General features: G+C 66.5%; 23 protein-coding genes. 10 read left to right on the top strand and 13 right to left on the bottom strand.

Going from position 1 to position 25559, the window contains the following annotated elements; genetic code table 11:
• Together AC5RV2_RS00005 and AC5RV2_RS00010 are read left to right on the top strand one after the other, a co-directional pair.
• Positions 1-1274: alpha/beta hydrolase (locus AC5RV2_RS00005; RefSeq protein WP_494090582.1), on the top strand; the 1274-nt coding region annotated here is incomplete at its 5' end.
• Between the two features lie 2 nt (positions 1275-1276).
• Positions 1277-1909 (top strand): hypothetical protein, encoded by a 633-nt coding sequence (locus AC5RV2_RS00010; protein ID WP_494090583.1) that lies wholly within the window; start codon positions 1277-1279, stop codon positions 1907-1909.
• A 22-nt stretch (positions 1910-1931) separates the two neighbouring features.
• Here AC5RV2_RS00010 and AC5RV2_RS00015 read toward each other — a convergent pair whose 3' ends face one another.
• Positions 1932-2729: an SDR family oxidoreductase gene (locus AC5RV2_RS00015; RefSeq protein ID WP_494090584.1), complete on the bottom strand. Its 798-nt coding sequence runs from the start codon at positions 2727-2729 to the stop codon at positions 1932-1934.
• 176 nt (positions 2730-2905) lie between these two features.
• On the opposite strand from AC5RV2_RS00015, the gene AC5RV2_RS00020 reads away from it, so the two are divergent.
• Positions 2906-4285: an aldehyde dehydrogenase family protein gene (locus tag AC5RV2_RS00020; protein ID WP_494090585.1), complete on the top strand. Its 1380-nt coding sequence runs from the start codon at positions 2906-2908 to the stop codon at positions 4283-4285.
• A gap of 29 nt (positions 4286-4314) precedes the next feature.
• Positions 4315-5253, top strand: coding sequence for an MBL fold metallo-hydrolase (locus tag AC5RV2_RS00025; RefSeq protein WP_494090586.1), 939 nt, complete (start codon positions 4315-4317; stop codon positions 5251-5253).
• A 139-nt stretch (positions 5254-5392) separates the two neighbouring features.
• Here the strand turns inward: AC5RV2_RS00025 and AC5RV2_RS00030 are convergent, their stop codons facing one another.
• The 8 genes from AC5RV2_RS00030 to AC5RV2_RS00065 form a co-directional block, all read right to left on the bottom strand.
• Positions 5393-6778 (bottom strand): MFS transporter, encoded by a 1386-nt coding sequence (locus AC5RV2_RS00030; RefSeq protein WP_494090587.1) that lies wholly within the window; start codon positions 6776-6778, stop codon positions 5393-5395.
• A gap of 189 nt (positions 6779-6967) precedes the next feature.
• On the bottom strand, positions 6968-8167 hold the full coding sequence (locus AC5RV2_RS00035) for a cytochrome P450 (RefSeq protein ID WP_494090588.1): 1200 nt from the start codon (positions 8165-8167) through the stop codon (positions 6968-6970).
• A gap of 17 nt (positions 8168-8184) precedes the next feature.
• Positions 8185-9165 (bottom strand): PDR/VanB family oxidoreductase, encoded by a 981-nt coding sequence (locus AC5RV2_RS00040; protein WP_494090589.1) that lies wholly within the window; start codon positions 9163-9165, stop codon positions 8185-8187.
• A gap of 153 nt (positions 9166-9318) precedes the next feature.
• Positions 9319-10113, bottom strand: coding sequence for an IclR family transcriptional regulator (locus AC5RV2_RS00045; RefSeq protein ID WP_494090590.1), 795 nt, complete (start codon positions 10111-10113; stop codon positions 9319-9321).
• 89 nt (positions 10114-10202) lie between these two features.
• Complete coding sequence (locus tag AC5RV2_RS00050) at positions 10203-11192, bottom strand: ABC transporter substrate-binding protein (RefSeq protein ID WP_494090591.1); 990 nt, start codon at positions 11190-11192, stop codon at positions 10203-10205.
• A 38-nt stretch (positions 11193-11230) separates the two neighbouring features.
• Positions 11231-12076: an ABC transporter ATP-binding protein gene (locus tag AC5RV2_RS00055; RefSeq protein WP_494090592.1), complete on the bottom strand. Its 846-nt coding sequence runs from the start codon at positions 12074-12076 to the stop codon at positions 11231-11233.
• Positions 12077-12078: 2 nt separating this feature from the next.
• Positions 12079-12864, bottom strand: a complete 786-nt coding sequence (locus AC5RV2_RS00060; protein ID WP_494090593.1) for an ABC transporter permease — start codon at positions 12862-12864, stop codon at positions 12079-12081.
• Positions 12861-13739 (bottom strand): ABC transporter permease, encoded by an 879-nt coding sequence (locus AC5RV2_RS00065; protein WP_494090594.1) that lies wholly within the window; start codon positions 13737-13739, stop codon positions 12861-12863. The genes AC5RV2_RS00060 and AC5RV2_RS00065 overlap by 4 nt, the downstream gene beginning before the upstream one ends.
• Before the next feature lie 124 nt (positions 13740-13863).
• Between AC5RV2_RS00065 and AC5RV2_RS00070 the strand changes: the two genes are divergently transcribed.
• The 5 genes from AC5RV2_RS00070 to AC5RV2_RS00090 all read left to right on the top strand — a co-directional run bounded on the left by AC5RV2_RS00070 (position 13864) and on the right by AC5RV2_RS00090 (position 21791).
• Complete coding sequence (locus AC5RV2_RS00070; protein ID WP_494090595.1) at positions 13864-14781, top strand: LysR family transcriptional regulator; 918 nt, start codon at positions 13864-13866, stop codon at positions 14779-14781.
• Positions 14782-14892: 111 nt separating this feature from the next.
• Positions 14893-16164 (top strand): MFS transporter, encoded by a 1272-nt coding sequence (locus tag AC5RV2_RS00075; RefSeq protein WP_494090596.1) that lies wholly within the window; start codon positions 14893-14895, stop codon positions 16162-16164.
• A gap of 253 nt (positions 16165-16417) precedes the next feature.
• Positions 16418-18658 carry a choline BCCT transporter BetT gene (betT, locus tag AC5RV2_RS00080; protein WP_494090597.1) on the top strand — a complete coding sequence of 747 codons (2241 nt, stop codon included), beginning with the start codon at positions 16418-16420 and terminating at the stop codon, positions 18656-18658.
• Positions 18655-20151 (top strand): aldehyde dehydrogenase family protein, encoded by a 1497-nt coding sequence (locus AC5RV2_RS00085; protein ID WP_494090598.1) that lies wholly within the window; start codon positions 18655-18657, stop codon positions 20149-20151. Before betT ends, AC5RV2_RS00085 begins: the two co-directional genes overlap by 4 nt.
• On the top strand, positions 20151-21791 hold the full coding sequence (locus tag AC5RV2_RS00090) for a GMC family oxidoreductase (protein ID WP_494090599.1): 1641 nt from the start codon (positions 20151-20153) through the stop codon (positions 21789-21791). The genes AC5RV2_RS00085 and AC5RV2_RS00090 overlap by 1 nt, the downstream gene beginning before the upstream one ends.
• A gap of 56 nt (positions 21792-21847) precedes the next feature.
• Here the strand turns inward: AC5RV2_RS00090 and AC5RV2_RS00095 are convergent, their stop codons facing one another.
• The 3 genes from AC5RV2_RS00095 to AC5RV2_RS00105 form a co-directional block, all read right to left on the bottom strand.
• Positions 21848-22222 (bottom strand): VOC family protein, encoded by a 375-nt coding sequence (locus AC5RV2_RS00095; protein WP_494090600.1) that lies wholly within the window; start codon positions 22220-22222, stop codon positions 21848-21850.
• 154 nt (positions 22223-22376) lie between these two features.
• Positions 22377-23261 (bottom strand): DNA-formamidopyrimidine glycosylase family protein, encoded by an 885-nt coding sequence (locus AC5RV2_RS00100; protein WP_494090601.1) that lies wholly within the window; start codon positions 23259-23261, stop codon positions 22377-22379.
• Between the two features lie 26 nt (positions 23262-23287).
• Positions 23288-23890: a TetR/AcrR family transcriptional regulator gene (locus tag AC5RV2_RS00105; RefSeq protein WP_494090602.1), complete on the bottom strand. Its 603-nt coding sequence runs from the start codon at positions 23888-23890 to the stop codon at positions 23288-23290.
• 57 nt (positions 23891-23947) lie between these two features.
• Between AC5RV2_RS00105 and AC5RV2_RS00110 the strand changes: the two genes are divergently transcribed.
• A complete protein-coding gene (locus AC5RV2_RS00110) occupies positions 23948-25132 on the top strand; it encodes an MFS transporter (RefSeq protein WP_494090603.1) in 1185 nt (394 codons plus the stop codon).
• A 127-nt stretch (positions 25133-25259) separates the two neighbouring features.
• Here AC5RV2_RS00110 and AC5RV2_RS00115 read toward each other — a convergent pair whose 3' ends face one another.
• Positions 25260-25553 carry an antibiotic biosynthesis monooxygenase family protein gene (locus AC5RV2_RS00115; protein WP_494075798.1) on the bottom strand — a complete coding sequence of 98 codons (294 nt, stop codon included), beginning with the start codon at positions 25551-25553 and terminating at the stop codon, positions 25260-25262.
• Positions 25554-25559 lie beyond the last annotated feature (6 nt).

Raw genomic sequence — 25559 nt, forward strand, 5'->3', positions numbered from 1 at the left:
GGATGCCCGGCTCGGCCGAGGCCGTCATGGCGGAGGCGATGACCGGCGACGCCGCGCTGACCGAGGGCGGGATCGCGGGAATCCGCGAGGCTTGGCTCACGCTGGCGCCGTCCGAGCAGGAACGGCTGCTGCTGCTCTACCCGGCGGTGTTCGGGAGCCTGAACGGCATCCCCTTCGCCGGCCGGATCCGGGCCAACACCGTCACCACCGCCGGCTACCGCGAAACGGTGGCGACCCGGCAGGCGCAGCTGGGCCCGCAGCCCGACCTCAGCGACTACCTCGCGGCCGCGGGGAATCAGCAGGGCCACCCGCGGATGGTCTACCAGCGGGCCTACCGGCAGTACACCGACGACCTCGAAACCTGGCAGTCCGAACACGACCGGCTGGCAACGCTCAAGACGGGGCTGGACTACGCCGTCGGCCATCACTCCCAGGTGGTCCTGGTCAGCCTGGACGGCGACGGCCGGATCGTCACCATGAACGGCACGCTGACGCCGGACACCAGGACCGTGGCCGCCCTGGTGCCTGGCACCGGCGCAGATTTGGGCCAGCTGGAGGCTTACTCGGCCCGGCTCGACGCCGTGAACGGAGAACCGCCCGCTGGCACGGTCTCCTTTTACTGGCAGGGAACCGACCTGCCGGATGAGGTCCCGGACAACATCACCACCTCGTTTAACGAGCGGGGCGGGCCCCTGTTGGCCGCCTTCGACCACGCCCTCGACCTCGAGACCCGGCCCGACGCCCGCACCACGTACATCGGCTACAGCGCCGGCGGCTCGCTGCTGGGCACGGCCGAACGCGAGGGCCTGGATTCCACCAACATCGTCTACGTCGCGCCGGCCGGCACCGGGCACAACGTGGGCAGCCCCGCGGACACCGCCAACCCCGACGCCCACCGCTACTGGCTGCAGACCCGCGACGACCCGATCAGCGCGGCCCAGGTCCTCGGCGGCGGCTACCACGGAGCGTCGTTCTGGCGCGGCGGCAGCCCCACCGCCATGGACCCGGTCCGGCTCGAGACCGGCTTCCTGAAGCCGGAGGACCCGGGCTCGCTGATGGACGGGCACACGGACTACTTCTGGCCCGGCTCCACCTCGGCCACCAACATCCAGGGCGTCGTCGAAGGCACGAGCGTCAGCCCGTTCGTCCCGGACCGGATCCGGCAGACCTACTCCCCCTACGGCCCGCTGATCACCAGCCCGCTCGAGCAGAATCCCGAGGACTACGCATATGGCAACCTTGAAACCGTGACGGTCGAAAGTCTGGAGAAATGAACATGCGGGCTCACTCCCCCTGGCGCCGCCCCGCCCGCCCGCGCGGCGAAGAACGACGGCGGCGCCCCGGCTTCGCCGCCGCCCTCACCGCGTCTGCCGCCCTTTCCGCCGTCATTCTAGGAGGCTGCGCCATGCCGCAGGAGAACCAGCCGCAGGAGATACAACCGACGTCGCAGGACTACGGCCGCCAGCTCGAGCAGCTGCTCCCCCAGGCGATCGCCGAGACTTCCGCCGCCGCCGACCTGAAAATCAACCTGCTGCGCGAGCAAACCTGCCTGCGCCCGGAGGACGAGCAGCCGCAAACCCAAACCGCCTGGATTGCCCGGGCCACCGGCAAGGTCGCGGACGCGGACCAGGCCAACGCCGCCCTCGACGCCGCCGCCGGCTACCTCACCGCGCACGGCTGGGAGCAAAAGAACGAGGCTGCCGCGGAAACCGGCGACGTACGGACCCTCTACTTCCGCAACGGCGACCTCGGCGCCACCGCCGCCCACCACGTTGCCGGCGGCGTGGGCGCCGTCGTCCTCTCCTTCACCAGCCCCTGCCTGGACCACCCCGAAGACCACCGCATGGTCCGCTCCGAACAGGACCCCGAGTTCGGGATGAACAGCCAGTACTACGACGACGGCGCCTGAGACCTAAAGGAGGAGCAGGCCGTCAGGCTCCCGCGGTGACGGCAGACGAGGCACGGTACGCGGTCAGCCCGCCATCGACCCGGATATCAGCTCCGTTCACCCAGGCCGCCTCGCTGGAGAGCAGGAAGGCCACCACGGCCGCGATGTCTTCGGGCTCGCCAAACCTGCCCAGAAGCTTGGCCGCCCCCTCGACTTTGTCCCGTCCGTGGTCGTTCTTGAAGTCCTCCAAAATAGGCGTCTGCACCGGGCCCGGGCTGACCGAGTTCACCCGGATACGGCGCGGCAACAGCTCCGCCGAGAGCTGCTCGGTGAGGAAACGAACACACTGTTTGGAGAAGAGGTAGGACTCCCCGGTGGCGTGCGGGTCGTCCGCGACGGCTTCAAGGGCAGCTTCGGTGTCCACAGCAAGGGCGAACCGGGCACAGGAGTCGATCAGGCTGCGCCATTGGAAGGCCACAGATGAGGCCAGATTAACGACACCCGCGCCTTCAACCAGCGAGGGCGCCAACCCGCGTGTCAGCTCACGAAGCCCGTAGACATTGACACCGAGGACTGTGCGCCACGGTGCGGTCCCCGGAACGCCGGCGATATTGGCCAAGCCCTGCACTCCTTCGGGTGCTGCCGCCGCCACCTGCGCGGCGGCTTCGCGGGCACCCTCAGGCGTCGAGAGATCCGCTTGAATAAACCTGCCCTCGAACGACGCCGGCACGGCCCTGTCAATGCCGATAAGCGTGGCGCCCTGCCCGCTCAACAACCGTGCGGTGGCCGCACCGATTCCGGAGGAAACTCCTGTAACAGCAATCGGCAGATTGGTGGTCATGTCATCCCACTCCTTCACCCCACGGGGGCGCGTCGGCTAGTTCTCTCTTGGCTCCTATCGTGCATCTCTTCACGAGGCGGACCACACCTTCTTTCCACCCAATGGAACACCGGGATACGTGATACGCCGCCGGACGGGATGCTATGAGGAAGCACGCCCGATCCGGAAGGACCACCATGCCGCACGCCGTCTACGACGTCCTCGATCCCGCGACCCTAGAAGTCGTTGGCCAAGCCCCGGAGCATTCCGAGGACGACGTCCGCCAGGCCATAGGAGCGGCACAGTCCGTCGCCGCGGACTGGGCCGCTGACCGGGACGCCCGGCGCTCAGCACTCCGGCGCATCGCCGAGCTGATCCGCGCAGACGCGGACCGCCTGGGACGCATCCTGTCCTTGGAACAGGGTAAAGTGCTGGCCGAAGCAGTGGGAGAATTCCGCGTCGCGGCAAGCCTATTCGACTACTACGCCGACTTGCAGTGGGACGAGGTCGAGCCGTTGCCACCGCGTGCCGACCGCTCCCTGGAAGTCCATTACCGGCCGGTCGGACTGGTTGGGACGATCACTCCGTGGAACTTCCCGATCTCGCTGCTCTGTGTGAAACTTGCCCCTGCTCTGGTCGCGGGCTGCACCGTCATCTCCAAACCGTCGGCCAGCACTCCCCTTTCGACCTTGGCCCTTGCGGAGGTCCTTAACACGGTCCTCCCGGCTGGTGTGCTGCAGGTGCGCACGAGCAGCCGGCGCACGGTCAACGTGGCGCTCAGCTCCATGCCGGGCGTCCGGAAAATTTCCTTTACGGGTTCCACCGACGTCGGAACCTCCGTGGCAGCGCAGGCGGCGGCCACGGTCAAGCGCGTGACTCTGGAACTGGGCGGCAACGATCCGGCCATCGTCCTCGACGACGCCGACGCCGAAACAACGGCCCGCGGCATCGTTGGCAGCGCCTTCCGCAACGCCGGCCAGGTCTGCATGGCAGTGAAGCGCGTGTACGTGCCGCGCAGTCGCGCCAGTGAATTCACCGAGGCAATCGTCGCCGTGGCCTCGGAACATGTGCTGGGACGCGGAGTTGTCGAAGGTACGACGATGGGCCCCATGCACAACGCTTCTCAACTGCAGACCGTCCACGGCCTGGTGGAGGAAGCCGTTGCCTCCGGTGCGCGGATAGCCGCCGGCGGCTCCCGGGGCTGCGACCTCCCCGGCTACTTCCTGTCGCCCACGGTCGTCATCGACGCTGAACCAGGTATGCGCCTCGTGGATGAGGAACAGTTCGGCAGCGCCCTTCCGATCGTGACTTATGACGACCTGGACGCCACGGTGGACTCGGCCAACTCCGGGGAGTTCGGCCTGGGCGCCTCGGTCTGGTCACCGGACACGGCCCGCGCCCACGGCATAGCCTCCCGGCTCGAAGCAGGGACGGTCTGGATTAACCAACACACCGTCGTCGAACCGGATGCACCGTTCGGCGGCTGGAAGGCTTCCGGAGTGGGCCGGGAACGAGGCCGTTGGGGCCTCGACGAATATCTGGAGACCCGCACCCTCAACATGCGGCCCCACGCTTAGCCATGCCGCACACGACGAAGGAAAGTCCATTGACATCCATTCCCACCACCGAACTCGTCACGCTGGGTACCGCGGCCGGACCCGCTATCCGCGGCCCGGAAAACGGTATCGCCAGCGCCGTCGTCGTCGGAGATTCTTTTTACATGGTGGACTTTGGCTTGGGTTGTGTCCGGGCAGCTCATCAGGCGGGGCTGCGCGGCCGTGATTTCGTTGCAGGCTTCGTGACCCATCTGCATTCCGACCACGTTGTCGAACTGCCCGGCTTCCTTCTCTGGAACTGGGGAGAGCCCGTGGAGGGCTTTACCCGCGAGGTCGGAATATACGGGCCGGGCCGGGACACCACGCATCCCGACGGCCTTCGTTTGGCTGGCACCCACGAGATGGTGAACCATGCGCTTGAGGCTTTTTCCTACGATGTCAGCATCCGCGAGACGGATGAGGCACGTCCCAATTTAAAGAGTCTGGTCAAGGCCACCGAGATCCAGACCCCAGCCTACAACTCGGTCGAAGCCGGGGCGCCGTTTCCTGTCTATGAAGACAACCTTGTCCGGGTCACCGCCGTCCTCGTGGACCACCCTCCGGTGCGGCCGGCGCTCGCCTTTCGTTTCGACACCGCAGCAGGTTCCGTCACGTTCTCAGGCGATACCGCAGAATGCGCCGCCCTGAGCCGCCTGGCCGAGGGCACGGACATCCTGGTGCATGAAGCCGTGAATCTTGAGTTTTTTGCCCGGCGGGGATTCGATCCGGCTTTCCTCAACCATCAGAGCATGTCGCACACTTCCCCCGAGGGCGCCGGCCGCATCGCCTCCCAGTCGGGCGCCAAACGTCTGGTGCTGTCGCATTTAGCGGGGGTCGCGAGCACCGAGGAATGGGGACGACGCGCGCGCAGCACCTTCGCCGGGCCTGTGGACGTCGCCCTCAGCGGCGATCGTTTCACCCTCGCGCCGGCCTTACAGACGGCGAACTGACTCCGCCGTGCGGTGCCAGGGCCAACCCTTCGGGGTTGGCCCTTTCGTTTCCGGCATGGCCTGCAGGTGCGACAAGGCAGCGCCGCCGCCCCGAGGGGCGGCGGCGCTGTCCGGTTGCGCTGAAAGGAGTCTTGCCGGGTCAGGCTGGCTGGGCGATGTCCAGTCCCAGACGGCGGCGGTCACGCTGCTGATTGATGAAAACCGCTCCGAGGATGCCCGCGGCGGCCAGCATTCCGCCCGTCAGGAGGAAGGCGTCGGCATAGCCGACAGGGGCGCTCGTCGCCCGTCCGATAATGAAACCCACGGCGGCGGGGGCGAAGAGCCCACCGGCTGTCAGCACCGCGTTCGTCACCTGGAGCACCGCGCCGCGCTGCCCGACGGTCGTGGTCTCGGATGCGACAAGGTAAGTCAGTGCAAACAGGGCGGGAGCGGTACCGAATCCGAAGGTAAAGCAGAGAACCGCGAGCCAGGCAGCTGGAGCCAATGTTCCCAAGATGACCATGGTCCCGGCAAAGGCCGCGGCGCCACCAAGGACAACCCCGCGCGAACGCCTGGTCGGAATACCTCGCCCGGCCAGCTTTTGGGACAGCACCCCCAGCCCGATCGTTGCGATCGTGCCCCAAAGCGCCGGCAAGGTAATGAGCGAACCGGCCTCCTGCGTGCTGGCACCATGAACTGTCTCGAAGTATGCCGGCAGCCATGTGGTGGCCACCGTAAAGGTCCAGTACCCGAGGAAGGAGCACAACACCGCGAGCAGCCAGGTCGGCGTAGCGAAGGAGCGGCGATAGGAAACCTTGGTGTCGGCGGCAACAGCGGCCGCAGCCGAGGCGTCTTCGCCAAATCCTTGGTCGTTGCCGTCCATCTCCCGCTCGGCCTGCGCCGAGACATAGGGGCCTTCCTTGCCCACAAAGATCCATGCGATGGCCCACACCACGCCAATGACGGCCAAGAAGACGAAGGTGGCTTTCCAACCGAACTCGGCTGCGATCCAGGCCAGGACCGGTGCGAAGGCCACAATGCCCAGGGTGACCCCTGAGGAGGTGACGGCCGCTGGCGCTGCACTGCGCGCCGCGGGGAACCACTTATAAGTGGCGTGCATCGAGATCGGCGCCAAAGGCCCCTCGCCCAGTCCCAGCAGCAGACGGCTGAACCACAAGGCGGGCAGCGAGGCGAAAACGAAGATCGGCACTTGGGCCACGGACCAGGTCAGGCACAGGACCAGCAGAATCCACTTGGACTTGACCCGGTTGGCGATCGGCGCGGCGACCAGCTGCGCCACGCCGAAGAGCATAAAGACGGCGCTGCCGAGCAGGCCGAACTGCTCCGTTGTCAGGTTGAGGTCCGCCATCAGCGGCACCGCAACGATGCCGAGAATCGCCTTGTCTGCCCAACTGATCATCATCAGCATCAGCAGCATGCCGGTGATGCCCCAACCGTATGCATTGCGTTTCCGTGGGCTCCAGCGGGCAGGGTCCCGGTGGTCTGCGGCGGCTGCGTCGGACGGCGCGGAGGTATCGATAGCCATGGTGGTTCCTTCTGGGGAGAACGATTCGCGTGGGCTGCCGGCAAGTGGCGCGACGGCGTCCGGAGGCAGGAAGTAGCGCGGCGCCGCTGGTAGGGAGCGGCGGGAAGCTCCGCGGTTGGGAGTGGCGGGGCTTCCCGCAGGGGCGAACTGCCGGAACTGTGCGGACGCGGCAGTCGCCGCCAGGCAGAGTCAGGCTGCGGTGATGCTCACGGGCAGGGACTCGAAGCCACGGAGCACGTTGTGCACGATGGGCACCGGTGCGCCTGCCGGCTCGATCGTGGCGATCCGCTGGAGCAGTTCCTGCAGGACGATCTCCATCTCAAGCCGGGCAATCGGCTGGCCGACGCACTGGTGCAGGCCCATGCCGAAAGCGACGTGTCCGGACGAGCTGCGTTCGAAACTGAACGAATCGGCATCGTCCCCCCACTTGCGCGGATCCCGGTTGGCTGCCCCGATGAAGACCAGGACCTTGGAACCGGCCGGGATGCGTACACCGCCCAAGGTGGTGTCCACGGTGACGGTGCGGTGGAACTTTTGGAATGGTGATTCCAGCCGCAGCGCCTCGTCGATGGCGAACTTGGCCATGGTGGGGTTCTCGCGCAGCTTGGCCCACACGTCTGGGCTGCGGGACAGTACTGACAGGGTATTGCCGATGCCGAACACCGTCGTGTCCACCCCGGCGGACAACAGCGCGCGCACCAACAGCGTTGCTTGCTGTTCCGTGATCAGCCCTTCGCCGACCTTGTCCCAAATGCGGGCGCCGAAACCGACATCGTCCAGGGATTCCCGGGCGCAGCTCTTCATCACGGCGGCCGCGTGCTCGTCACCGTGGGCAAATGCCTGCTGGAAGATGTAGTTCTCCGGTCCGAACGCGTTGAACACCATGTTCCCGTAAGGCAGCAGGTGCTCACGGCCTTCGTCTGGGATGCCGACGGCGTCGGGGAAGACCCGCAGCGGATATTTTTCAGCAAGATCCTTCACGATATCGAACCCCGGGCGTCGGGCCAGGTCGCTGGCCAACTCCTCTGCCGGGGGCGTGAAGGGAGCGCGCAGCGCACGCACGGTCCCGGGATTGATGACGCCGGTCAGCGCCCGGCGCATCACGGTGTGGATCGGCGGGTCCGACTCGAGGATGCTCGGCGGCCGCCACCCCTCGTCCTTGCGAATGTCCCGGGGACCGAGGCCACCGGAGGAGCAATACGTCTCAAAATCAGTGAGGACCTCGTACACCTCCTCGTAACCGGCGACCGCGTAGCTTCCGGCGGACTCAAGCCAGGTAACTGCCCCGGCGTCGCGAAGGCGCGTAAGGAACGGGTACGGGTCGGTGATGACTGCCGGGCTGAACGGATCCTCAGCGATGACTGCGGGTTCGTGCGATGTGATGGTCATGATTGCTCCTGGAACGGTCAGAGGTCGAGGACGAGCCGGTCACAGCCGGCAGCTGCACGGGAGACGCAAACCAGCATGATCTCGCCGGCATCCTTGTCTTCCTGGGTGAGGACGGCATCGCGGTGTTCCGGCTCGCCGGAGAGGATCCGCGTTTCGCAGGTTCCGCACAACCCCGCGCGGCAGCTCGACAGCACCCGGGCCCCGACCTGCTCCACTGCCTCCAAGATCGTCTGGTTAGCCGCCACGGTCACGGTACCGCCAGTGCGGGCGAGTTCAACGTCGAACGGCTCGGCATTGGCGCCGGCGCCGAGGGAATCCGCGACGAACCGCTCGGTGTGGAGGGCCCCTGGAGGCCAGCCCATGCAGAAGTCTTCGACCGCATTGAGCATGCCTCCGGGACCGCAGGCATAAACGAGCATGTGGGCCCGCGGCATTCCCAAGATTCTCTGCAGGTCCATGCGGCCGTCAGTGTCCTCGGCCACGATGCGCACGCGCTCCTCGCCGTATTGAGCGACGAGGCGGTCGGCGAAGGCCATCGTGTCCCGGCTGCGCCCTCCGTAGTAGAGCACCCATTCCCGGCCAGCAGTCTCCGCTGCCTCAATCATCGGGATGATGGGTGTGATGCCAATGCCGCCCGCGAGGAACAAGTACTTGCGTGAATCTGCCAACGGAAAATTGTTGCGCGGGGCCGAGATGGCCAGCGGCGCCCCGACGGCAAGCTTCTCATGCACATGCTGTGAGCCGCCCCTGGAGTCCGGTACTCGGAGCACTCCGATGCGCAGGGTGTTGAGGTCGTTGGGTGTCGAGCACAACGAATATTGCCGAATCAGCCCCTCCTCCAGAAACACGTCAATGTGAGCTCCGGGTTCCCAGGGGGAGAAGGGCTGGCCGTCGGTGCGGCGCAGTACCAGGGAGGCAACACCGTCGGCAACGTGTTCCACGGCCTCTATGGTGGTATCAATGACTGCTGGAGCCATCACTGGGGCAGTGGTTGTCATGCTGTACCGCTCCTAGATATCGGGTAAATCGCGCCGGCCCCGCAGTGCGGTTGAGGCAGTGATCACCATGCTAGGTGCGCGGCGCCACAGTCCCCCGCGCCCTTTCCGGCCAATGGAAAGCCCTGCGGCAGCCAGCGGCAGGAAGTCCGCGAGTCAGTACCCGCTGCCGGCAGCAAGCCGGCGGGCGATGCTCCGGGCCGCAATGCGAAGCACTGGAACCACGGACCCGACGGATGGAGGCCCTCCCTGGGCGACTACACCGAGTGCCGCGGTGCAGGTGCCATTGGACATCAGGACCGGCACGGCCACGGCATAGTTGTCCAGGCCGGCTTCTTCATTCGTCGTGGCGAAGCCGCGGGAGCGAACCCGTTCGAGTTCGACTTTCAGCGCGACCGGATCAGTGATGGTGTGTTCGGTCTGGGCCTCCATCCGGCGGCCGGGCATCTCCCGAACAAGCGCGGGCCCGAAGGCCAAAAAGACTTTGCCGGCGGCACTCGCATGCAGCGGCATGCGCGCCCCCACCCTGCGGAACGGCAGGCCTGCCCTGGTTCCTGAGATCCGTTCCAAGAGCAACGCCTCTTCGCCGTCGAGGATGAAGAGATTTACCACGTTTTGGGTGACGAACAGGACGTCCTGCATGTAGGGGGCAGCCAATTCGGTAATGTTTTGCCGTACCGGCGCCAGCAGGCCCAGCCTCCAGATTCGGTGTCCGATAAAATATGCGCCGCCGACACGTTCCAAAGCTCCCCAAGCCACCAGTTCGTTCGCCAAGCGGTGCGCGGTGGCCACGGGCAGGCCGGCGCGCCGGGCCATCTCACTGAGGGAATGCCGGCTGTTTTCGGGGTCGAAAGTAGCCAACAGCGACAAGGCCTTGGCCGTCACAGTATTCTGCGGCTCGGGCGCTGCGGCCTCCGTTGACTTCGCCTTGCGTGGATATGGATTGGCCACGAAACCTCCTCCGACGGCGTCCCGGCGATCGCATGGTCCGAAACCGGCGCCGGCCGGGCACCGTGGCGCCCGGCCGGGAAAGTTCTGGTTTACTTCAGGATCGACCCCTCGACGTCCACGTCGGTGGTCAGGAAGCCGTTCTCCTTCATCTTAGCCGCCAGTACCTTCATGCCTTCGATGTTGAAGTCCGTCTCGTACGCGGGCAGGTTTACGGTTTCCGCCGTGGATTCAGCCATTCCACCATGCTCTACCAAAGCGGCGCGCAGTACCGACACGTCTTGGGAGATCAGGTCATTAGCCTTGGCCACCGCGTCCCGAAAGCCAGCCATGGCCCCGGCATTCTCGGCTGCGAATTGCTTGGACGCGAAGTACAGCGTGTGAGTTGTTCCGGCGGGGTAAACATCGGTATACAGCGGGGAGATGCTCTTGGCCCCTGCCTCGAGGCTCTGTGACATGAAGGGCTCCACCGGAAGAATGGCATCCACCCTCTTCTGCTGCAGTGCGGCCAGCATGTCGGTGAACGGCATGGCAACGAACTTCACAGCGTCCGCATCGCCGCCGTCGGCAGCGATGCGGGCAGCCGCGGCGACGTGAGGCAAGGAGCTCAGCGCATTCACCGCTACTGTTTTGCCCTCGAGGTCGCTCGGAGACGTGATGGCGCTGTCGGCCGCCACCACAAACGCTCCGGTGTCTTCGCCTGCCACCGAGGTTGTGTTGCCGGCGTTGGCGACGGCGGTAACGGGAATGTTCTTCTCAATGGCGGTAAGGAAGGGCGGCGTGGCGGCAGTACCGATATTCAACTGGCCGTTGAGAACTGAAGGAACGATCGAGGCAGCATTCGACATGGATTCGATCGTGACATCCAGTCCTGCCTCATCAAAGAATCCCTGGTCTTCCGCGACGTAGACCGGGAAGAATTCAGCGACCGGAATTAGGCCGACCTTGATCTCCGTGGCGGCAGCTGCCCCGGCGGCAGCAGTGGAATCGCCGGCCGGTGCCGAACCGCCGCAGCCGGCCAGGAACAGGGACAGTGCTGCTGCGGCGGATGCCGCAGCGAAGGATGTCTTGGTTACTCGCATGGGATGTAATCCTCTCGGGGACGTAAAATGGGGCGGCGTTAGGCGTCGGCGCGGTTGCGCACGGCGTTGGACTTGGCGGCTTGGATTTGTTCGAAGACGAAGGAGCGTAGCTCTGCGAAGCGCGGTTCCCGCTTCGTCTCCACCTGGTGACGGGGGCGGGGCAGGTCGACGGAGATGTTGTGGCTGACACTCGTCGGAGCTCCGGACAGGATGATGACGCGGTCCGCGAGATAGACGGCCTCGTCGATATCGTGCGTGACAAACAGGACGGTCGTGTTGTATTTGGCGCGGATCTCCAAGACCAGGTCCTCCAGGTCGATCCGTGTCTGCGCGTCAACGGCCGCGAACGGTTCGTCCATCAGCAGCACGTCCGGTTGGTAGGCGAGCCCGCGCGCGATGGCTGCGCGTTGCTGCATACCGCCGGACATTTGCCACGGGTACAGGTGGCCCTTGCCTGCCAGTCCCACACTTTCGAGTGCCTCGTCGATGCGCGCATCCCGTTCCCCTTTCGGGAACTTGTTGCGCAGCGGCAAGGCAATGTTGCGGCGAATGGTCATCCACGGCAGCAGGCTGCGGCTGTAATCCTGGAAGACGACGGCGAGCTTGGCCGGCGGTTCAACGACTTCTTCGCCTTCGAAGACGGTGCGGCCCGCGGTGGGCTTGAGAAGGCCTGCGATGCACTTGAGCAACGTCGTTTTGCCGGAACCGGATGGGCCGACAACACAGACAAACTCGCCACGACGGACCTCAAAATTGACGCCGTCGAGAATGGGAACGGCCGTATTGCCCGATCCGTAGGACTTGCGCAGGTCGCGGAGTTCGACGACGGCCTGCTCCGGCCGGAGCCCGAGCCCAACCGGTGCGTCCGTGGTTGATTCTTGCATTTTCATTCTCCTCCTGCGGCACGGCGCATGCCGTGCTGCCAGCTCAGAACTCGTTTCTCGACGGCGAGAAATACGAGGGTGGACAGGTAGCCGATAACGCCCAGGACCAGAGTGCCCGCCCACGTTTCGGCCACGGCAAAGGTCTGTTGTGAATTGAGCACGTAATAGCCCACACCGCTGACGGCCGCGACCATCTCGCTGACTACGATGAGGATGATCGAAAGCTGCAGCGTGGTGCGCAGCCCGGCGAAGATCTGCGGGGCAGCGTTCGGCAGCACCACGGACAGCAACCGCTGCGCGAAAGTGAGGCGGTAGCTGCGCGCCATGTCCGCCATCTGGCCGTCCAGGCTGCGGACGCCGTCGGCCGTGTTGAGCACCGTGGGCCAGATGGCGCCCATGACAATGATGGCGACGTTCATGGTCCCGGTGATGCCGAAGAACAGCAGCCCGATCGGCAGGAGGACAGGTGGCGGAAGCGATCGAAGGAACTGGACGACGGGTTCTGCGGCTTCACGCGCCGCCGGCGACAGGCCCAACCAGGTTCCCAGCGCGACACCGCCCAGGGCCGAAATCAGAAATCCCAGGCCGAACTTGCCCAGCGACGGCAGCAGATCGGTGGTAACGCGGCTGCCCAGCCAGTCCTGGGCGAAGGTTTCCATGATGGTGGCCAACGGCGGGAAATAGATGTTCTGGCTGCCGGCAGAGGTGAACCACCACGCGGCAACGAGCAGGACGGGGAGCCACAGCCGCAGAGCAGCGGTGCGCAGGACTGGAAGTGTGCGGTTCATCGCTCGGCATCCTTTCGCTGGGAGGGGTGCCAGAAGAGCAGGGGACGTTCCGCCGCGGCGAAGGCGAAATTGATGAGCAGCCCAAGCAGTCCGGTAGTCAGGATGAGGGCATACATGGCGGGCAGGTTCCCCGAGGATTGGGCGATCATGATGTCGCGGCCGAGGCCCGCCGCGCCGCCGATCAACTCAGTCACGACTGAGACCACGATGGCGATGGAGGCGGAAACGCGCAGGCCGGTAGCCGCGAAGGGCAGCAGGCTCGGAACCACTATCCGGCTGGTGGTCAGCCAGGCCTTCAGCCGGTAACTGCGGGCCATGTCCAGGGCGACGTGGTCGACCTGTCCAATGCCGTAAACCATCTGGGTCAGGAACGGCCACAGCGCACCGAAGCAGATGAGCATGAGCTTCATCGTCTCTGACGGCCCCCAGAGCAGCAGTCCCAGCGGAATCATCGCGACCGGCGGTATGGGCTTCAGGAACTCGATGACGAGCCAGGTGGATTCGCGGGCAAAGCGGCTGAGGCCAATAGCCAAGGCCAGCGGCACCGCAATGAGGACTACTATTCCCAGTCCGCCGAGGGCGCTGGCCAAGGTGTGGCCCACAGCGGCCCAAAAGGCAGGCGCGGCGGCGAGCGCCGGCCATGCGGCCAGCACTTCGCTGGCCGGAGGCAGCGAACTTGCAGGGATTAGCCCGGCGCGCGAGGCCACCTCCCACAGCAGGAGGAGGGCGGCAACGGTGGCGGCGCCGCGCCAGGGCACCCGGCGGGACGTGCCCCGCCTCAGTAGGCGCGGCCGCCCCGAAACCGGTTCCGGTCCACCGGCCGCCCGGCCTTTCGCCGGATGCCGCGTGGAAGCATCGGCAGCAGTGAATGTCACGGCGTGTCCTTAGGATCAAAGAGAGGAACCCGATGGAGTTCCAGAGACTTGCAGATCTCAGTGTGATCTGCCACTCAGACATTCGTCTATTATTTTTTTAGCGGGGGTGACATATATTTGATATATGGAACTACGGCAGCTTGAGTACTTCCTTCGGGTCGCCACCGAAGGGTCGATCTCTCGCGCGGCGGAGTCGCTCCACATGACTCAGCCGCCGCTGTCCATCTCGATCGCCAAGCTGGAGGCCGACTTAGGCCGCCCCCTGCTGGCCCGCGAAGCGAGAGGGGTACGGCTGACGGAAGCTGGCTCCCATTTCGCGGAGGAGGCCGAGCGGATTCTTCAGGATCTGTACCAACTGCGGGATGACATGCGCAACGGAGTCATCGGCACGGATGGCCGATTGTCGATCGCTTCAGTCCCCACCATTACGTGGTTCCTTCTTCCGCGCCTGCTTCGGAGATTTGTTTCAGACTCCCCCACTACCGACATCACCGTGGCCGATCCGCCCCCCGCGAAAGTTCTTGAGATGGTGCTGTCCAACGAGGCGGACGTCGGCCTGATCGCAACGCTTAGTTGCGATCAATTGCAAGATTCCTACCGCTCCTCGCTGCACGTCCTTCATGCCGGAGATCTTCCGATGCTGCTGGCTTTGCCCCCATCCTTCTCGGATGCCCCGGAGCGGCTTAGCCTGGCCGAACTGCATGGCGAGACCTGGATCATGCCGCGCAGGTCGTTGAGGATCCGCGGTTTGCCGGAGCTCTTCGACACGCTGTGGGACGGGCTGGGCCTGACCCCGCCGCAGACGCGAAGGGTGGCAACGCTGCAGACGGCCATTCCGTTGGTGGCATCCGGCCTGGGCGTGTCTTTGGTACCTGATTCCGTGCGCGGCATGGGCACGACGCCGGTCGTCCTCCGGGAGTTGTCCGACGATATTCCCCCGTTGCAGGCTGCCGCCCTCTGGTCCAGCGAGCGCCAGCCCAGCCACGTTGTGGAATTGCTCGTGAGCATCCTGCGCGAGGGAGGACTTGGCACCGGCAGCTGATGCAGTTTCACCCCAGGGCCACCCCGGCGCCTTCCATTGGACGGAAATTCGCCGATCGCTGGCCGGTTTCCTGCGGCAAACTGGTGCCAAACCACCCCAAGGAGCTTCAACGTGCCGCAGCCGCCCGTACCCGCAGGCCAACTGCAGGCTTCCGGCCAAGCTGTGGGTGGGAACCTCCGCCCCGAAAGCAACCTCGGGTGGATCGTCGTCGTCCTCGCTGGCATCGCGGCTGCGACCCATATTTGGAAGCTGCCGAATGCCTTGGCTGCCATTCAAGCGGAACTTGGGATTTCTTTGGTCCTCGCCGGCTTGCTCGTGGGGATCATTCAGGTGGCAAGCATGCTCGGCGGCCTCTTGGTCGCCTGGTCGGGTGAAGTCTTCGGGCTCCGTCGCCTGCTGATCCTCGGCCTCCTGCTTTTGGCCGGCGGTTCCCTGCTCGGTGCCGTGGCGCCCAGCGTCGCGGTTCTCATGGTTTCGCGGACCATCGAAGGCGTGGGGTTTCTGCTCTGCACAGTGTTGGCGCCTCCTTTGATCCAACGCAGTTGCCCTCCGGGACGCATGAACATCGCCATGGCGAGCTGGGGTGCCTTCCAAGGCACAGCTGCGTTGCTCGGCTTTTCCACCGCTGCCCTGGCACTGCAAGCCATGGACTGGCGCGCATGGTGGATTGTCATGGCGGCCCTTGCCTTGGCCCCGGTAATCCCGGTGCTGCGCTGGGTTCCGCGGGATCCGCTTGCAGCCATGACGGCGGGCAGTATTCCTGAATCGGGGCGACGTGTGCGGGCCACCTTGCGTCATCAAGCACCGTGGACCGCTGGCGCCGTCTTCGCTTGCTACACCGTCCAATGGATGGCAGTCATGGGGTTCCTCCCGTCGATATACAGCGCCGCCGGACTCGACAGCCCCTGGCCGGGTTTGCTGTCCGCGGCGGTGGGAGGCGTCAACGCCATCGGCGCGCTGGCATCCGGGCTGCTTTTGCAACGCGGATCCGGCCCAAGAGCCCTGCTGATGGTTACGTTCGGCACCATGGCGGTCACCTCAGTGGCGATCTTTGCCGTGCCCTGGCCGGCGGGATCTTCCGGCCTCGCCGGGCAATTCACCTTCGCCATGATCTTCTCCTTGGTCGGCGGCATGGCGCCGGCCATCCTGACCCGCGTGGCGGTGGGACTGGCGCCGCCCGACGGGTCTGTCCCCGCAGTCATCGGCTTGATGCAGCAAATATTCAACGTCGGAAATTTCGCCGGCCCGCCGCTCATGGCGTGGGTAGCAACGATATCCGGAGGGTGGCATTCGACCTGGTGGATGACGTGCGCTTTCGCCCTGCTCGGCGCCATACTGACCTGGCAATTGACGCGTGCCGCAAGCGTGTTGCGCACGAGCTGACCGCGAACGGGCGTGCTTCCCCTCCCCGGGCGAGGTGCCCGAACTGCACACACCCTTGCGTAAACAGAACACGCGGGGATATAGGCGTGAGTCTCCCCACGTAACCGGGTAACCTTCCTCACTTAACTAATGTGCTATACGCGCGCAGGCAGGTTAATTCCTGCTCTTGCTAGCGTCGAGAGTTGCCCTCACCCGGCGAAGACAACAGCGAGACCGCGACCAGCACCCCTACGATGCGAGGTACGAGACCGATATGAGTACGCCGCCCGAGACCGGCGAGCCCACGCTCGACGACGAACACAGTAAGCGCCCGACGACGGCGCCCGGAGCCGCCCCACCGGCGCCTCCCCCCGGCACCGCCGCCGCACCCGAGCCGCGGACGCGGGTTAACAAGACCGTCTTTATCGGCTCCGCGGCAGGTGTCCTCGGCATCGCGCTGTGGGCCATCCTGGACCGGGAGTCGGCCGACGCGGTGATCGGCAGCGCCGTCACATGGGTTGGCTCGACCTTCGGCTGGTGGTACTCGCTGATCGTCGTCTCGGTCCTCGTCTTTGTCCTCTTCGTGGCCATGTCGCGCGTGGGCAAGACCCGGCTGGGGCCGGACCATTCGCGACCCACCTTCAACATTTTTACCTGGACCGCGATGCTCTTCGCCGCGGGTATCGGGATTGACCTGATGTTCTTCTCGGTTGCGGAGCCGGTCACCCAGTACCTGGCACCGCCCACGGGCGACGGCTCCACCGTCGAAGCCGCCCGGCAGGCCGTGGTCTGGACCTTGTTCCACTACGGCATCCTCGGCTGGGGACTCTACGCCCTCATGGGGCTGGCGCTGGGCTACTTCGCCTTCCGGCACAACCTGCCGCTGAGCATCCGCTCGGCGCTCTACCCGATCCTCGGCAAGCGAATCCACGGGCCGGTGGGCCACGCTGTCGATATTGCCGCCATGCTGGGCACCATCTTCGGCATTGCCACCAGCCTGGGCATCGGCGTCGCACAGCTGAACTACGGCCTGAGCTTCCAGTTCGGCATTCCGGAAAACACCATCGTGCAGATCGCCCTGATCGCCGTGGCAGTGGTGATGGCGACGATTTCGGTGCTCACCGGGATTGAAAAGGGCATCCGCCGGCTGTCCGAACTCAACGTCATTCTGGCGATCTCCCTGATGGTCTTCATCCTGATCACCGGTTCCACCCGCTACTTGTTCGACGGCATCGTGACCAACATCGGCGACACGCTCTCCCGCTTCCCGTCGATGGCCCTGGACACCTTTGCCTACGACCGGCCGGACGACTGGCTGAACGGCTGGACGCTGTTCTTCTGGGCCTGGTGGATCGCCTGGGCTCCCTTCGTGGGCCTGTTCCTGGCGCGCATCTCGCGCGGACGCACGCTGCGCGAGTTCGTCGTCGGGGTGCTGGTGGTGCCGTTCGCCTTCATCCTGCTGTGGATCTCGATCTTCGGCAACAGCGCCCTCGAGATCGTGATGAGCGGCAACACCGCCTTCGGCGAGGTGGCCATGAGCCAGCCGGAGCGCGCCTTCTACGGTCTGCTGGAGCAGTACCCGATGGCCCCGCTCAGCGCCGCGATCGCCACCTTTACCGGGCTGCTGTTCTACGTCACCAGCGCCGATTCGGGTGCCCTCGTGATGAGCAACTTCACCTCGTACCTCAAGGACGCCGATTCCGACGGCCCCAAGTGGCTGCGCGTCTTCTGGTCCGTCGCCACCGGCCTGCTGACCCTGGCCATGCTGCTGGTGGGCGGGGTGCCCACGCTGCAGAGCGCCACCGTCATCATGGGCCTGCCGTTCTCGGTGGTGCTGGTCTTCATCATGCTGGGCCTCTACAAGGCGCTGCGGCTGGAGACGGCCCTGGCCGACAGCTACCAGGCCGGCCTGCACGCCGTGCTGAACTCCCGCACCAACGTGCCGCACGGGGCGGACGGCCGCCGCGGCTGGCGCCAGCGCCTGGCCCGGGCCATGAACTACCCGGGCCGCCGGCAGGCCCAGCGCTTCGTGGCCGAGGTCGCCGTGCCCGCTCTGTCCGACGTCCGCGCCGACCTCGCCGCCCGCGGGCTGGAGGCCACGCTGAAGACCAGCACCGTCGACGCCTTCGGGATCGACACCGCCGACCTCTGCGTGGAGCTCGACGGCGAACGCACCTTCAAGTACCAGATCTATCCGGTGCAGAACGACGTCCCGTCCTATGCGCGCTCGTCCGCCGCGGGCGGCAAGTACTACCGGATCGAGGTGTTCTCGCTCGAGGGCAGCCACGGCTACGACCTCATGGGGTACAGCAAGGACGAGGTCATCGCCGATGTGCTGGACCACTACGAGGTGCACCTCGAGTTCCTGCACCAGCACCGCGCGACGCTGCCCTACAGCACCGCCGCGGAAAACGTCCCGCCCAAGGCGGACTGGGAAACCGATTACGACACCGTCGACGAACCCGTCGCCGCCGTCCCAGAACCCGTCGCCGCACTTCCGAAGGAGACACCATGACCACCCCCGCCTCCACCCTGTTCATCAACGGCGCCTGGGAGCCGGCCGCCGACGGCGCAGTGCGCGAGATCCGCAATCCGGCCGACGGCCAGGTTGTCGCCACCGTGTCCGAGGCCGGCCGCGCCGACACCGAGCGGGCCATTGCCGCCGCCCGCGCCGCCTTCGACTCCGGCGTCTGGGCCGCCGTCCCGGCGCCCGAGCGGGGTGACTTCCTGCTCAAGGTTGCCGCCGGCCTGCGGGAGCGCCGCGAGGAGTTCGCCCGCGCCGAGTCGCTGGACACCGGCAAGCGGATCGTCGAAAGCCGCATGGACATGGACGACATCGCCGCCTCCTTCGAGTACTTCGGCAAGATCGCCTCGCAGCAGGCGGGCCGCGTGGTCGATGCCGGGGACCCCGCCGTCGTCAGCCGCATTGTCCACGAGCCGGTGGGCGTCTGCGGCATGATCACGCCCTGGAACTACCCGCTGCTGCAGGCCGCGTGGAAGATCGCGCCCGCGCTGGCCGCCGGCTGCACCTTCGTGCTCAAGCCCGCCGAGCTCACCCCGTCCACGGCCATCCTGACCATGGAACTGCTCAAGGACCTGGGCCTGCCGGACGGCGTAGCGAACCTGGTCACCGGCCCCGGCGCGGAGGCGGGCGCACCGCTCTCCGAACACCCCGATGTCGACCTTGTCTCCTTCACCGGCGGCCTGGTGACCGGCAAGGTCGTCGCGGCGGCCGCCGCCGGCACCGTGAAGAAGGTGGCACTGGAACTCGGCGGTAAGAACCCGAACGTGGTGTTCGCCGACGCCGACTTCGACGCCGCCGTGGACAACGCCCTGAACGCGGCCTTCGTCCACTCCGGGCAGGTCTGCTCCGCCGGCGCCCGCCTGCTGGTCGAGGAATCGATCGCCGAGCGCTTCGTGGACGAGCTCGTCCGCCGCGCCGAGGGCATCCGCCTGGGCGGCCCCTTCGACGAGGCCGCGGAAACCGGCCCGCTGATCTCGGCGGCGCACCGGGAGAAGGTGGACGCCTACGTGAAGCGCGGCGTGGAGGAGGGCGCGCGGCTGCGCTGCGGCGGCGCCGCCCCCGAGGGCCCCGAGTACGACGACGGTTTCTACTACCTGCCCACCGTCCTGGACCGCGTGGAGCGGGGGATGTCCGTGGTCGTGGACGAAGCCTTCGGCCCGGTGGTGACGGTGGAGACGTTCCGCGACGAGGACGAGGCAGTGGCCACCGCCAACGACACGATCTACGGCCTGGCCGGAGCCGTCTGGACCCAGGACGCCGGCAAGGCCCAGCGCGTGGCCGGCCGGCTGCGCCACGGCACCATCTGGATCAACGACTTCCACCCCTACCTCCCGCAGGCCGAATGGGGCGGCTTCGGCCAGTCCGGCGTGGGCCGCGAGCTCGGCCCCACCGGCTTGGCCGAGTACCAGGAGTCCAAGCACATCTACCAGAACACCAGCCCGCAGGTGACCGGCTGGTTCGCTGACCACCGCAAGGAGAACTGATGCACATCGACAACGTCGAGAACCTTATCGACCGGGACTTCGACTACATCGTCGTCGGCGGGGGATCCGCCGGCGCCGCCGTCGCCGCCCGCCTGAGCGAAGACCCCGCGGTGTCCGTGGCACTGGTGGAGGCCGGCCCGGACGACCGCGGCGTGCCCGAGGTCCTGCAGCTGGACCGCTGGATGGAGCTGCTCGAGTCCGGCTACGACTGGGACTACCCGATCGAGCCGCAGGAGAACGGCAACTCCTTCATGCGCCACTCCCGGGCGAAGGTCATGGGCGGCTGCTCCAGCCACAACTCCTGCATCGCATTCTGGGCCCCGCGCGAGGACCTGGACGAGTGGGAGTCCAAGCACGGGGTCACCGGCTGGAACGCCGAGGCCGCCTACCCGCTGTACAAGCGGCTGGAGACCAACGAGGACGCCGGCCCGGACGCCCCGCACCACGGCGACTCCGGCCCCGTTCACGTCATGAACGTCCCGCCGGCCGATCCCACCGGCGTCGCGCTGCTGGATGCCTGCGAACAGGCCGGCATCCCGCGGGCCACGTTCAACGACGGCACCACCGTGGTCAACGGCGCCAACTTCTTCCAGATCAACAGCCGGGCGGACGGCACGCGTTCCTCCAGTTCCGTGTCCTACATCCACCCGATCATCGAGCGGGAGAACTTCACCCTGCTGACCGGCCTGCGTGCCCGCCGGCTGGTGTTCGACGCGGACAAGCGCTGCACCGGCGTCGAGATCGTGGACAATGCCTTCGGCCGCACGCACACACTGTCCGCGCGGCGCGAGGTAGTGCTGTCCACCGGCGCCATCGATTCGCCGAAGCTGCTGATGCTCTCCGGCATCGGGCCGGCCGCCCACCTGGCGGAGCACGGCATCGACGTGGTGGTGGACTCCCCCGGCGTAGGCGAGCACTTGCAGGACCACCCCGAGGGCGTGGTCCAGTTCGAGGCGAAGCAGCCGATGGTCACCGCATCCACCCAGTGGTGGGAGATCGGCATCTTCACCCCCACCGAGGAGGGCCTGGACCGCCCGGACCTGATGATGCACTACGGCTCGGTGCCGTTCGACATGAACACCCTGCGGCACGGCTACCCCACCACGGAGAACGGCTTCAGCCTGACCCCGAACGTCACGCACGCCCGCTCCCGCGGCACCGTCCGGCTGCGCAGCCGCGACTTCCGTGACAAGCCCATGGTCGATCCCCGGTACTTCACCGACCCCGAGGGCCACGACATGCGCGTGATGGTCGCCGGCATCCGCAAGGCCCGCGAGATCGCCGCGCAGCCGGCGATGGCGGAGTGGGCCGGCCGGGAGCTGTCGCCGGGCGTCGAGGCGCAGACGGACGAAGAGCTGCAGGACTACATCCGCAAGACGCACAACACCGTCTACCACCCCGTCGGCACCGTGCGCATGGGACCGGACGACGACGCGATGTCCCCGCTGGACTCCGAGCTGCGGGTCAAGGGCGTCACCGGCCTGCGCGTGGCGGACGCGTCGGTCATGCCCGAGCACGTGACGGTCAACCCGAACCTGACCGTCATGATGATCGGCGAACGCTGCGCGGACCTCATCCGCGGCAGCCGGACAACGGAAACAACGACGGCGGCGGCCGGCGCCGGCGCGGCGCACGCCTGATCGGTGGTGCAGTGAGGGTGGCGGACGCAAACCTGCTTCCGCCACCCTCTGCTCTTCTACCCGCTATGAGGCGAGAGAAACTCAAGCCGATTTCCGTGGTTGTCCCGTAGGTAGAACCGGCGCATTCCAGGGAAATTGTCATCCCATTCGGGTGCATGCCCATGAGCTTCTATCCGCCGGGCCAGTGCATCGATGTCCCGAACGAGGATTCCGGGATGTGCCTTCCGCTGAGGACGGAAATTTTCCTCGACTCCTAGATGAATCTCTAGGTTATCGGCGCGCACCCACAGCCCACCACGCGCAGCCAAAATCGGTGGCTTTTGAACCTCCGTGAGCCCAAGGACTTCGAGGTAAAACTTCCGGCAATCATCCTCACCACCCGGCGGCAGTGCGAGCTGAATGTGGTGTAATCCGAAACCAAATTCAGGCACGAGGTGTTGCCTCGTATGGCTCAGCGATCATGCCCCCCCCTCTTTCCCGCAGTACGCGTCGTCCCTTTTGAAGATACCGCGGTCGGAGGAACCACCCGTCAAGGAGCACCGCGAATATCTACGGTGAAAAACCGGACCGCAGACCGCAGCAGTTTCACTTGAGGAACTTGGACATCCGCCGGTCCGCCAGCAGCTTCCCGCCGGTCTGGCAGCTGGGGCAGTACTGCAGCGAGGAATCCGCGAAGGACACTTCCCGGACCGTGTCGCCGCACACCGGGCACGGCTCGCCGGTTCGGGCGTGCACGCGCATGGCTTTGCGCTTGGAATCCTTCAGCTCGCTGGCCGGTCGGCCGGAGGCGTGGGCAATCGCCGACTCGAGCACCTGGTGCATCGCCCAAAACAACCGCTCCACGTCCTCTGCATCCAGCTTCGAGGCGTTGGCGAACGGCGAGAGCTTCGCCGCGTGCAGGATCTCGTCGCTGTAGGCATTCCCGATGCCCGCGATCGCCGACTGGTCCCGCAGCAGGCCCTTGATCTGTCCCGAGTGGGAGGCGAGCATCCGCGCGAACGCCGCGTGGTCGACGTCGAGCGCGTCGGGTCCCAGGCGGGCGATGCCCGGCACATCCATCGGGTCCTTGACCACGTAGGCGGCCAGCGATTTCTTGGTGCCTGCTTCGGTCAGGTCGAACCCGGGCTGGCCGGCGCCGTCGGCGGCGGCGAACCGCACGCGCAGCGCAATGGGGCCCTTGCCGGGCCGCAGGGGTTCGGGCTTCAGCGCATCCGACCAGCGGAGCCACCCGGCCTTGGCCAGATGCATCACCAGGTGCGTCTGCCCCGCGGTGATGACGATGAACTTCCCGCGGCGCGAGACCGCGGACACCGGCTCGGCTCCCATCGTTTCCGGCGGCACGTCCGCCGTTTTCAACACGGAGAAGGACAGCACCTCCACTTTGGCCACCTGGGCCGGCGGGGCGTCGGTCGGGATGAGCTTCAGCCGCAGGAAGTCGACGAGTCCCTGCACTTCCGGCATCTCGGGCATGCCCTAACGATAACGGAAGCTTGCCCCTATGACCGGGCGGCTTGATCCTGGCCTACCCCCGACTCGATGATCATGCGCGCGACGTTGCGCGCATGCCTCACCGGAGCGGCCGGAGCTCCCCGCAGCAGGCTGCCCAGGACGCCGTTGTAAAGCAGCAGCAGCGCTGAAGCCAGCGCGTCAGGGTCGGGGCATCCGGCTTCCTGCGCCAGCCGTGCCAGCCGCTCCGTAACCATCTGCGTGTCCTGGCGGATCAGTGCGAAGACCGGGTCGGCCTCACCGTCCTTGGGCGTGGGCCGTTCCGACGCGGTGGCCAGGAAACTGCACCACTGGGTCGGGTTCGCTGCCGCACGGAAGGACTCGACGGCGTCAAAAACCGCGAGTAGCCGTTCCTCCGCGGACGCAGCGGCCGCTACGGCGTCATCCCAGTGTTCGCTCCAGGCCTCGAGCCGGCGGGAGAGCACTTCGCGCAGGAGGTTGTCCTTGGAACCGAAGTGCTTGTACAGGGTCACGATCGCCACCCCGGCCGATGCGGCAACGCGATCCACCCCCGTGACGGAGATGCCTTCTTGGAAGAAGTGCATCTCGGCGGCATTCAGGATGCGGTCGCGGGTAGTCAGGAGGTCAGGCATGGGGCTAGTGTAACGCTCGTTATGGCGTAACGGGCGTTATGGGTGGAGGTGCCCGGCATGGGGAGGACCGCGGCGGGTCGCCGAGCAGGCTCCGGCCTCGGCGTGGCGCTGGCCGGAATGCTGTTGATCGCGGCCACCTACGGCATGGCACGGTTCGGGGTCGGCCTCTTCGCCCCGCTCTTGGCCGCGCAGCGGCCGGAACTTACCGGGGTGCTGGGATGGGCTGCGGGCGCGCAGTTCACCTCCTATTCGGTGGCTGCCGTGGCGGCCTCCCGCTTCGTCGACCGCGCGCCTCGGGCCGGTCTCATCCTCGCCGGAGGCACTGCTGCTCTCGGCTGCCTGGGAGTGGCCGTTGCCTCATCCCCGGGCACGTTCGTGGCGGCTGTGTTCGTCGGCGGTATGGGCGGGGGCTTCGCCTCACCGGCATTGGTGCCGGTTATTGACGCGCTCGTGGCACGCCGCACCAGTGCGACGGCACAGTCCCTGGTGAACTCCGGAACCGCTGTCGGCGTCGTGGGAGCCGGCATAGTCGCCTCAGTGGTCACTTCGATTCACTGGGCATGGGCGCTCATGGCGCTGGTGTGCGCGGCGACGGCGGTCGCGGCGTGGTATCCCGTCCGGGCACGGGCGGATCTTGGCACCTCTGCCCGCCCGGCCTCCGCGCCGGCCTCGAACCCCGAACGCCATGGCCCGTGGCATCTTCTCATCGTCCCCGCCGGGGCCGCGGTCATTGCGGGCGCCGGCTCGGCCTTGATCTGGACGTTTGGACCATCGCTGGTTACGGATGCCGGTTCCGTGGCTGCCGCTCGGGTCGGATGGCTGTGGATCGCCTTGGGCCTGGGCGGGGTCCTCGGCATACTCACCGGGGCCCTGGTCCGGCGCTTGGGAATGCAGGCAGCGTGGTCCTTTTTCGCCATTGTCCTGGCCATCGCCACTGCAGGGGTCTCGGTATCAGCAGCCACCGGCACCGCTTGGGTCGCCTATGCCGGCATGGCCGTATTCGGTGCCGGCTACATGAGCCTGTCCGGCGTGCTCATCCTCTGGGCGCGCAGCGTGTGGCCCGCCAGTGCCGGAGCGGGGACTTCGTGGCTCTTCATCGCGCTGGCCATTGGACAGGCGCTGGGCTCCGCCGGGTTTGGGATGGTTTACGGGGCCTTGCCGCCCGGTGTGCTGGCGGCCCTGGCCGCGGGCCTCCTCGTCCTCGGCGGTCTCACCGGTTTGTTCCGGATGCGCCACCGCTAGGAGATCCTCTCCCGGAAGGAGCTCCCAGCGGACACCGGGTGGGTTTCGAAGCTCCAATCGGGCAGCCTGGGTTTCGCCCGACCGCAAGTCCGGCCCCAAGCCGTGACTCTGTTGCCAGTCGGGGTTGTCAGTCGGCGAGCTCGACAACCTCGAACTCGAGCAGCTCCGACCCACTGGCCACCGGGGTCTTTGAGCCGTGATCGCGCGGCGCACGGTTGTCGCGCCAGTTCTCGAAGTCCTCCCGCGTGGCCCACTGGGTGTACACGAAGTAGCGGTCTTCGCCGGCGACCGGACGCAGCAGCTGGAAGCCCTCAAACCCAGGAGCGGAGTCGACGGCGTGCTTGCGCGCGGCGAACCGCGCCTCCAATTCGGTGCCCGAGCCCTCGGGTACCTTGAGCGCGTTGATGACGACGATGGACACGATGCT

This window comes from Arthrobacter sp. Y3225116, from assembly GCF_059091245.1.

Excerpts from the sequence above, each read along its gene's own strand:
- AC5RV2_RS00070 (WP_494090595.1), top strand. The coding sequence starts at position 13,864 with ATGGAACTACGGCAGCTTGAGTACTTCCTTCGGGTCGCCACCGAAGGG.
- AC5RV2_RS00100 (WP_494090601.1), bottom strand. The coding sequence starts at position 23,261 with ATGCCCGAGATGCCGGAAGTGCAGGGACTCGTCGACTTCCTGCGGCTG.
- AC5RV2_RS00060 (WP_494090593.1), bottom strand. The coding sequence starts at position 12,864 with ATGAACCGCACACTTCCAGTCCTGCGCACCGCTGCTCTGCGGCTGTGG.
- AC5RV2_RS00030 (WP_494090587.1), bottom strand. The coding sequence starts at position 6,778 with ATGGCTATCGATACCTCCGCGCCGTCCGACGCAGCCGCCGCAGACCAC.
- AC5RV2_RS00055 (WP_494090592.1), bottom strand. The coding sequence starts at position 12,076 with ATGCAAGAATCAACCACGGACGCACCGGTTGGGCTCGGGCTCCGGCCG.
- AC5RV2_RS00090 (WP_494090599.1), top strand. The coding sequence starts at position 20,151 with ATGCACATCGACAACGTCGAGAACCTTATCGACCGGGACTTCGACTAC.
- AC5RV2_RS00085 (WP_494090598.1), top strand. The coding sequence starts at position 18,655 with ATGACCACCCCCGCCTCCACCCTGTTCATCAACGGCGCCTGGGAGCCG.
- AC5RV2_RS00110 (WP_494090603.1), top strand. The coding sequence starts at position 23,948 with ATGGGGAGGACCGCGGCGGGTCGCCGAGCAGGCTCCGGCCTCGGCGTG.
- AC5RV2_RS00050 (WP_494090591.1), bottom strand. The coding sequence starts at position 11,192 with ATGCGAGTAACCAAGACATCCTTCGCTGCGGCATCCGCCGCAGCAGCA.
- AC5RV2_RS00035 (WP_494090588.1), bottom strand. The coding sequence starts at position 8,167 with ATGACCATCACATCGCACGAACCCGCAGTCATCGCTGAGGATCCGTTC.
- AC5RV2_RS00010 (WP_494090583.1), top strand. The coding sequence starts at position 1,277 with ATGCGGGCTCACTCCCCCTGGCGCCGCCCCGCCCGCCCGCGCGGCGAA.
- AC5RV2_RS00105 (WP_494090602.1), bottom strand. The coding sequence starts at position 23,890 with ATGCCTGACCTCCTGACTACCCGCGACCGCATCCTGAATGCCGCCGAG.
- AC5RV2_RS00020 (WP_494090585.1), top strand. The coding sequence starts at position 2,906 with ATGCCGCACGCCGTCTACGACGTCCTCGATCCCGCGACCCTAGAAGTC.
- betT (WP_494090597.1), top strand. The coding sequence starts at position 16,418 with ATGAGTACGCCGCCCGAGACCGGCGAGCCCACGCTCGACGACGAACAC.
- AC5RV2_RS00040 (WP_494090589.1), bottom strand. The coding sequence starts at position 9,165 with ATGACAACCACTGCCCCAGTGATGGCTCCAGCAGTCATTGATACCACC.
- AC5RV2_RS00015 (WP_494090584.1), bottom strand. The coding sequence starts at position 2,729 with ATGACCACCAATCTGCCGATTGCTGTTACAGGAGTTTCCTCCGGAATC.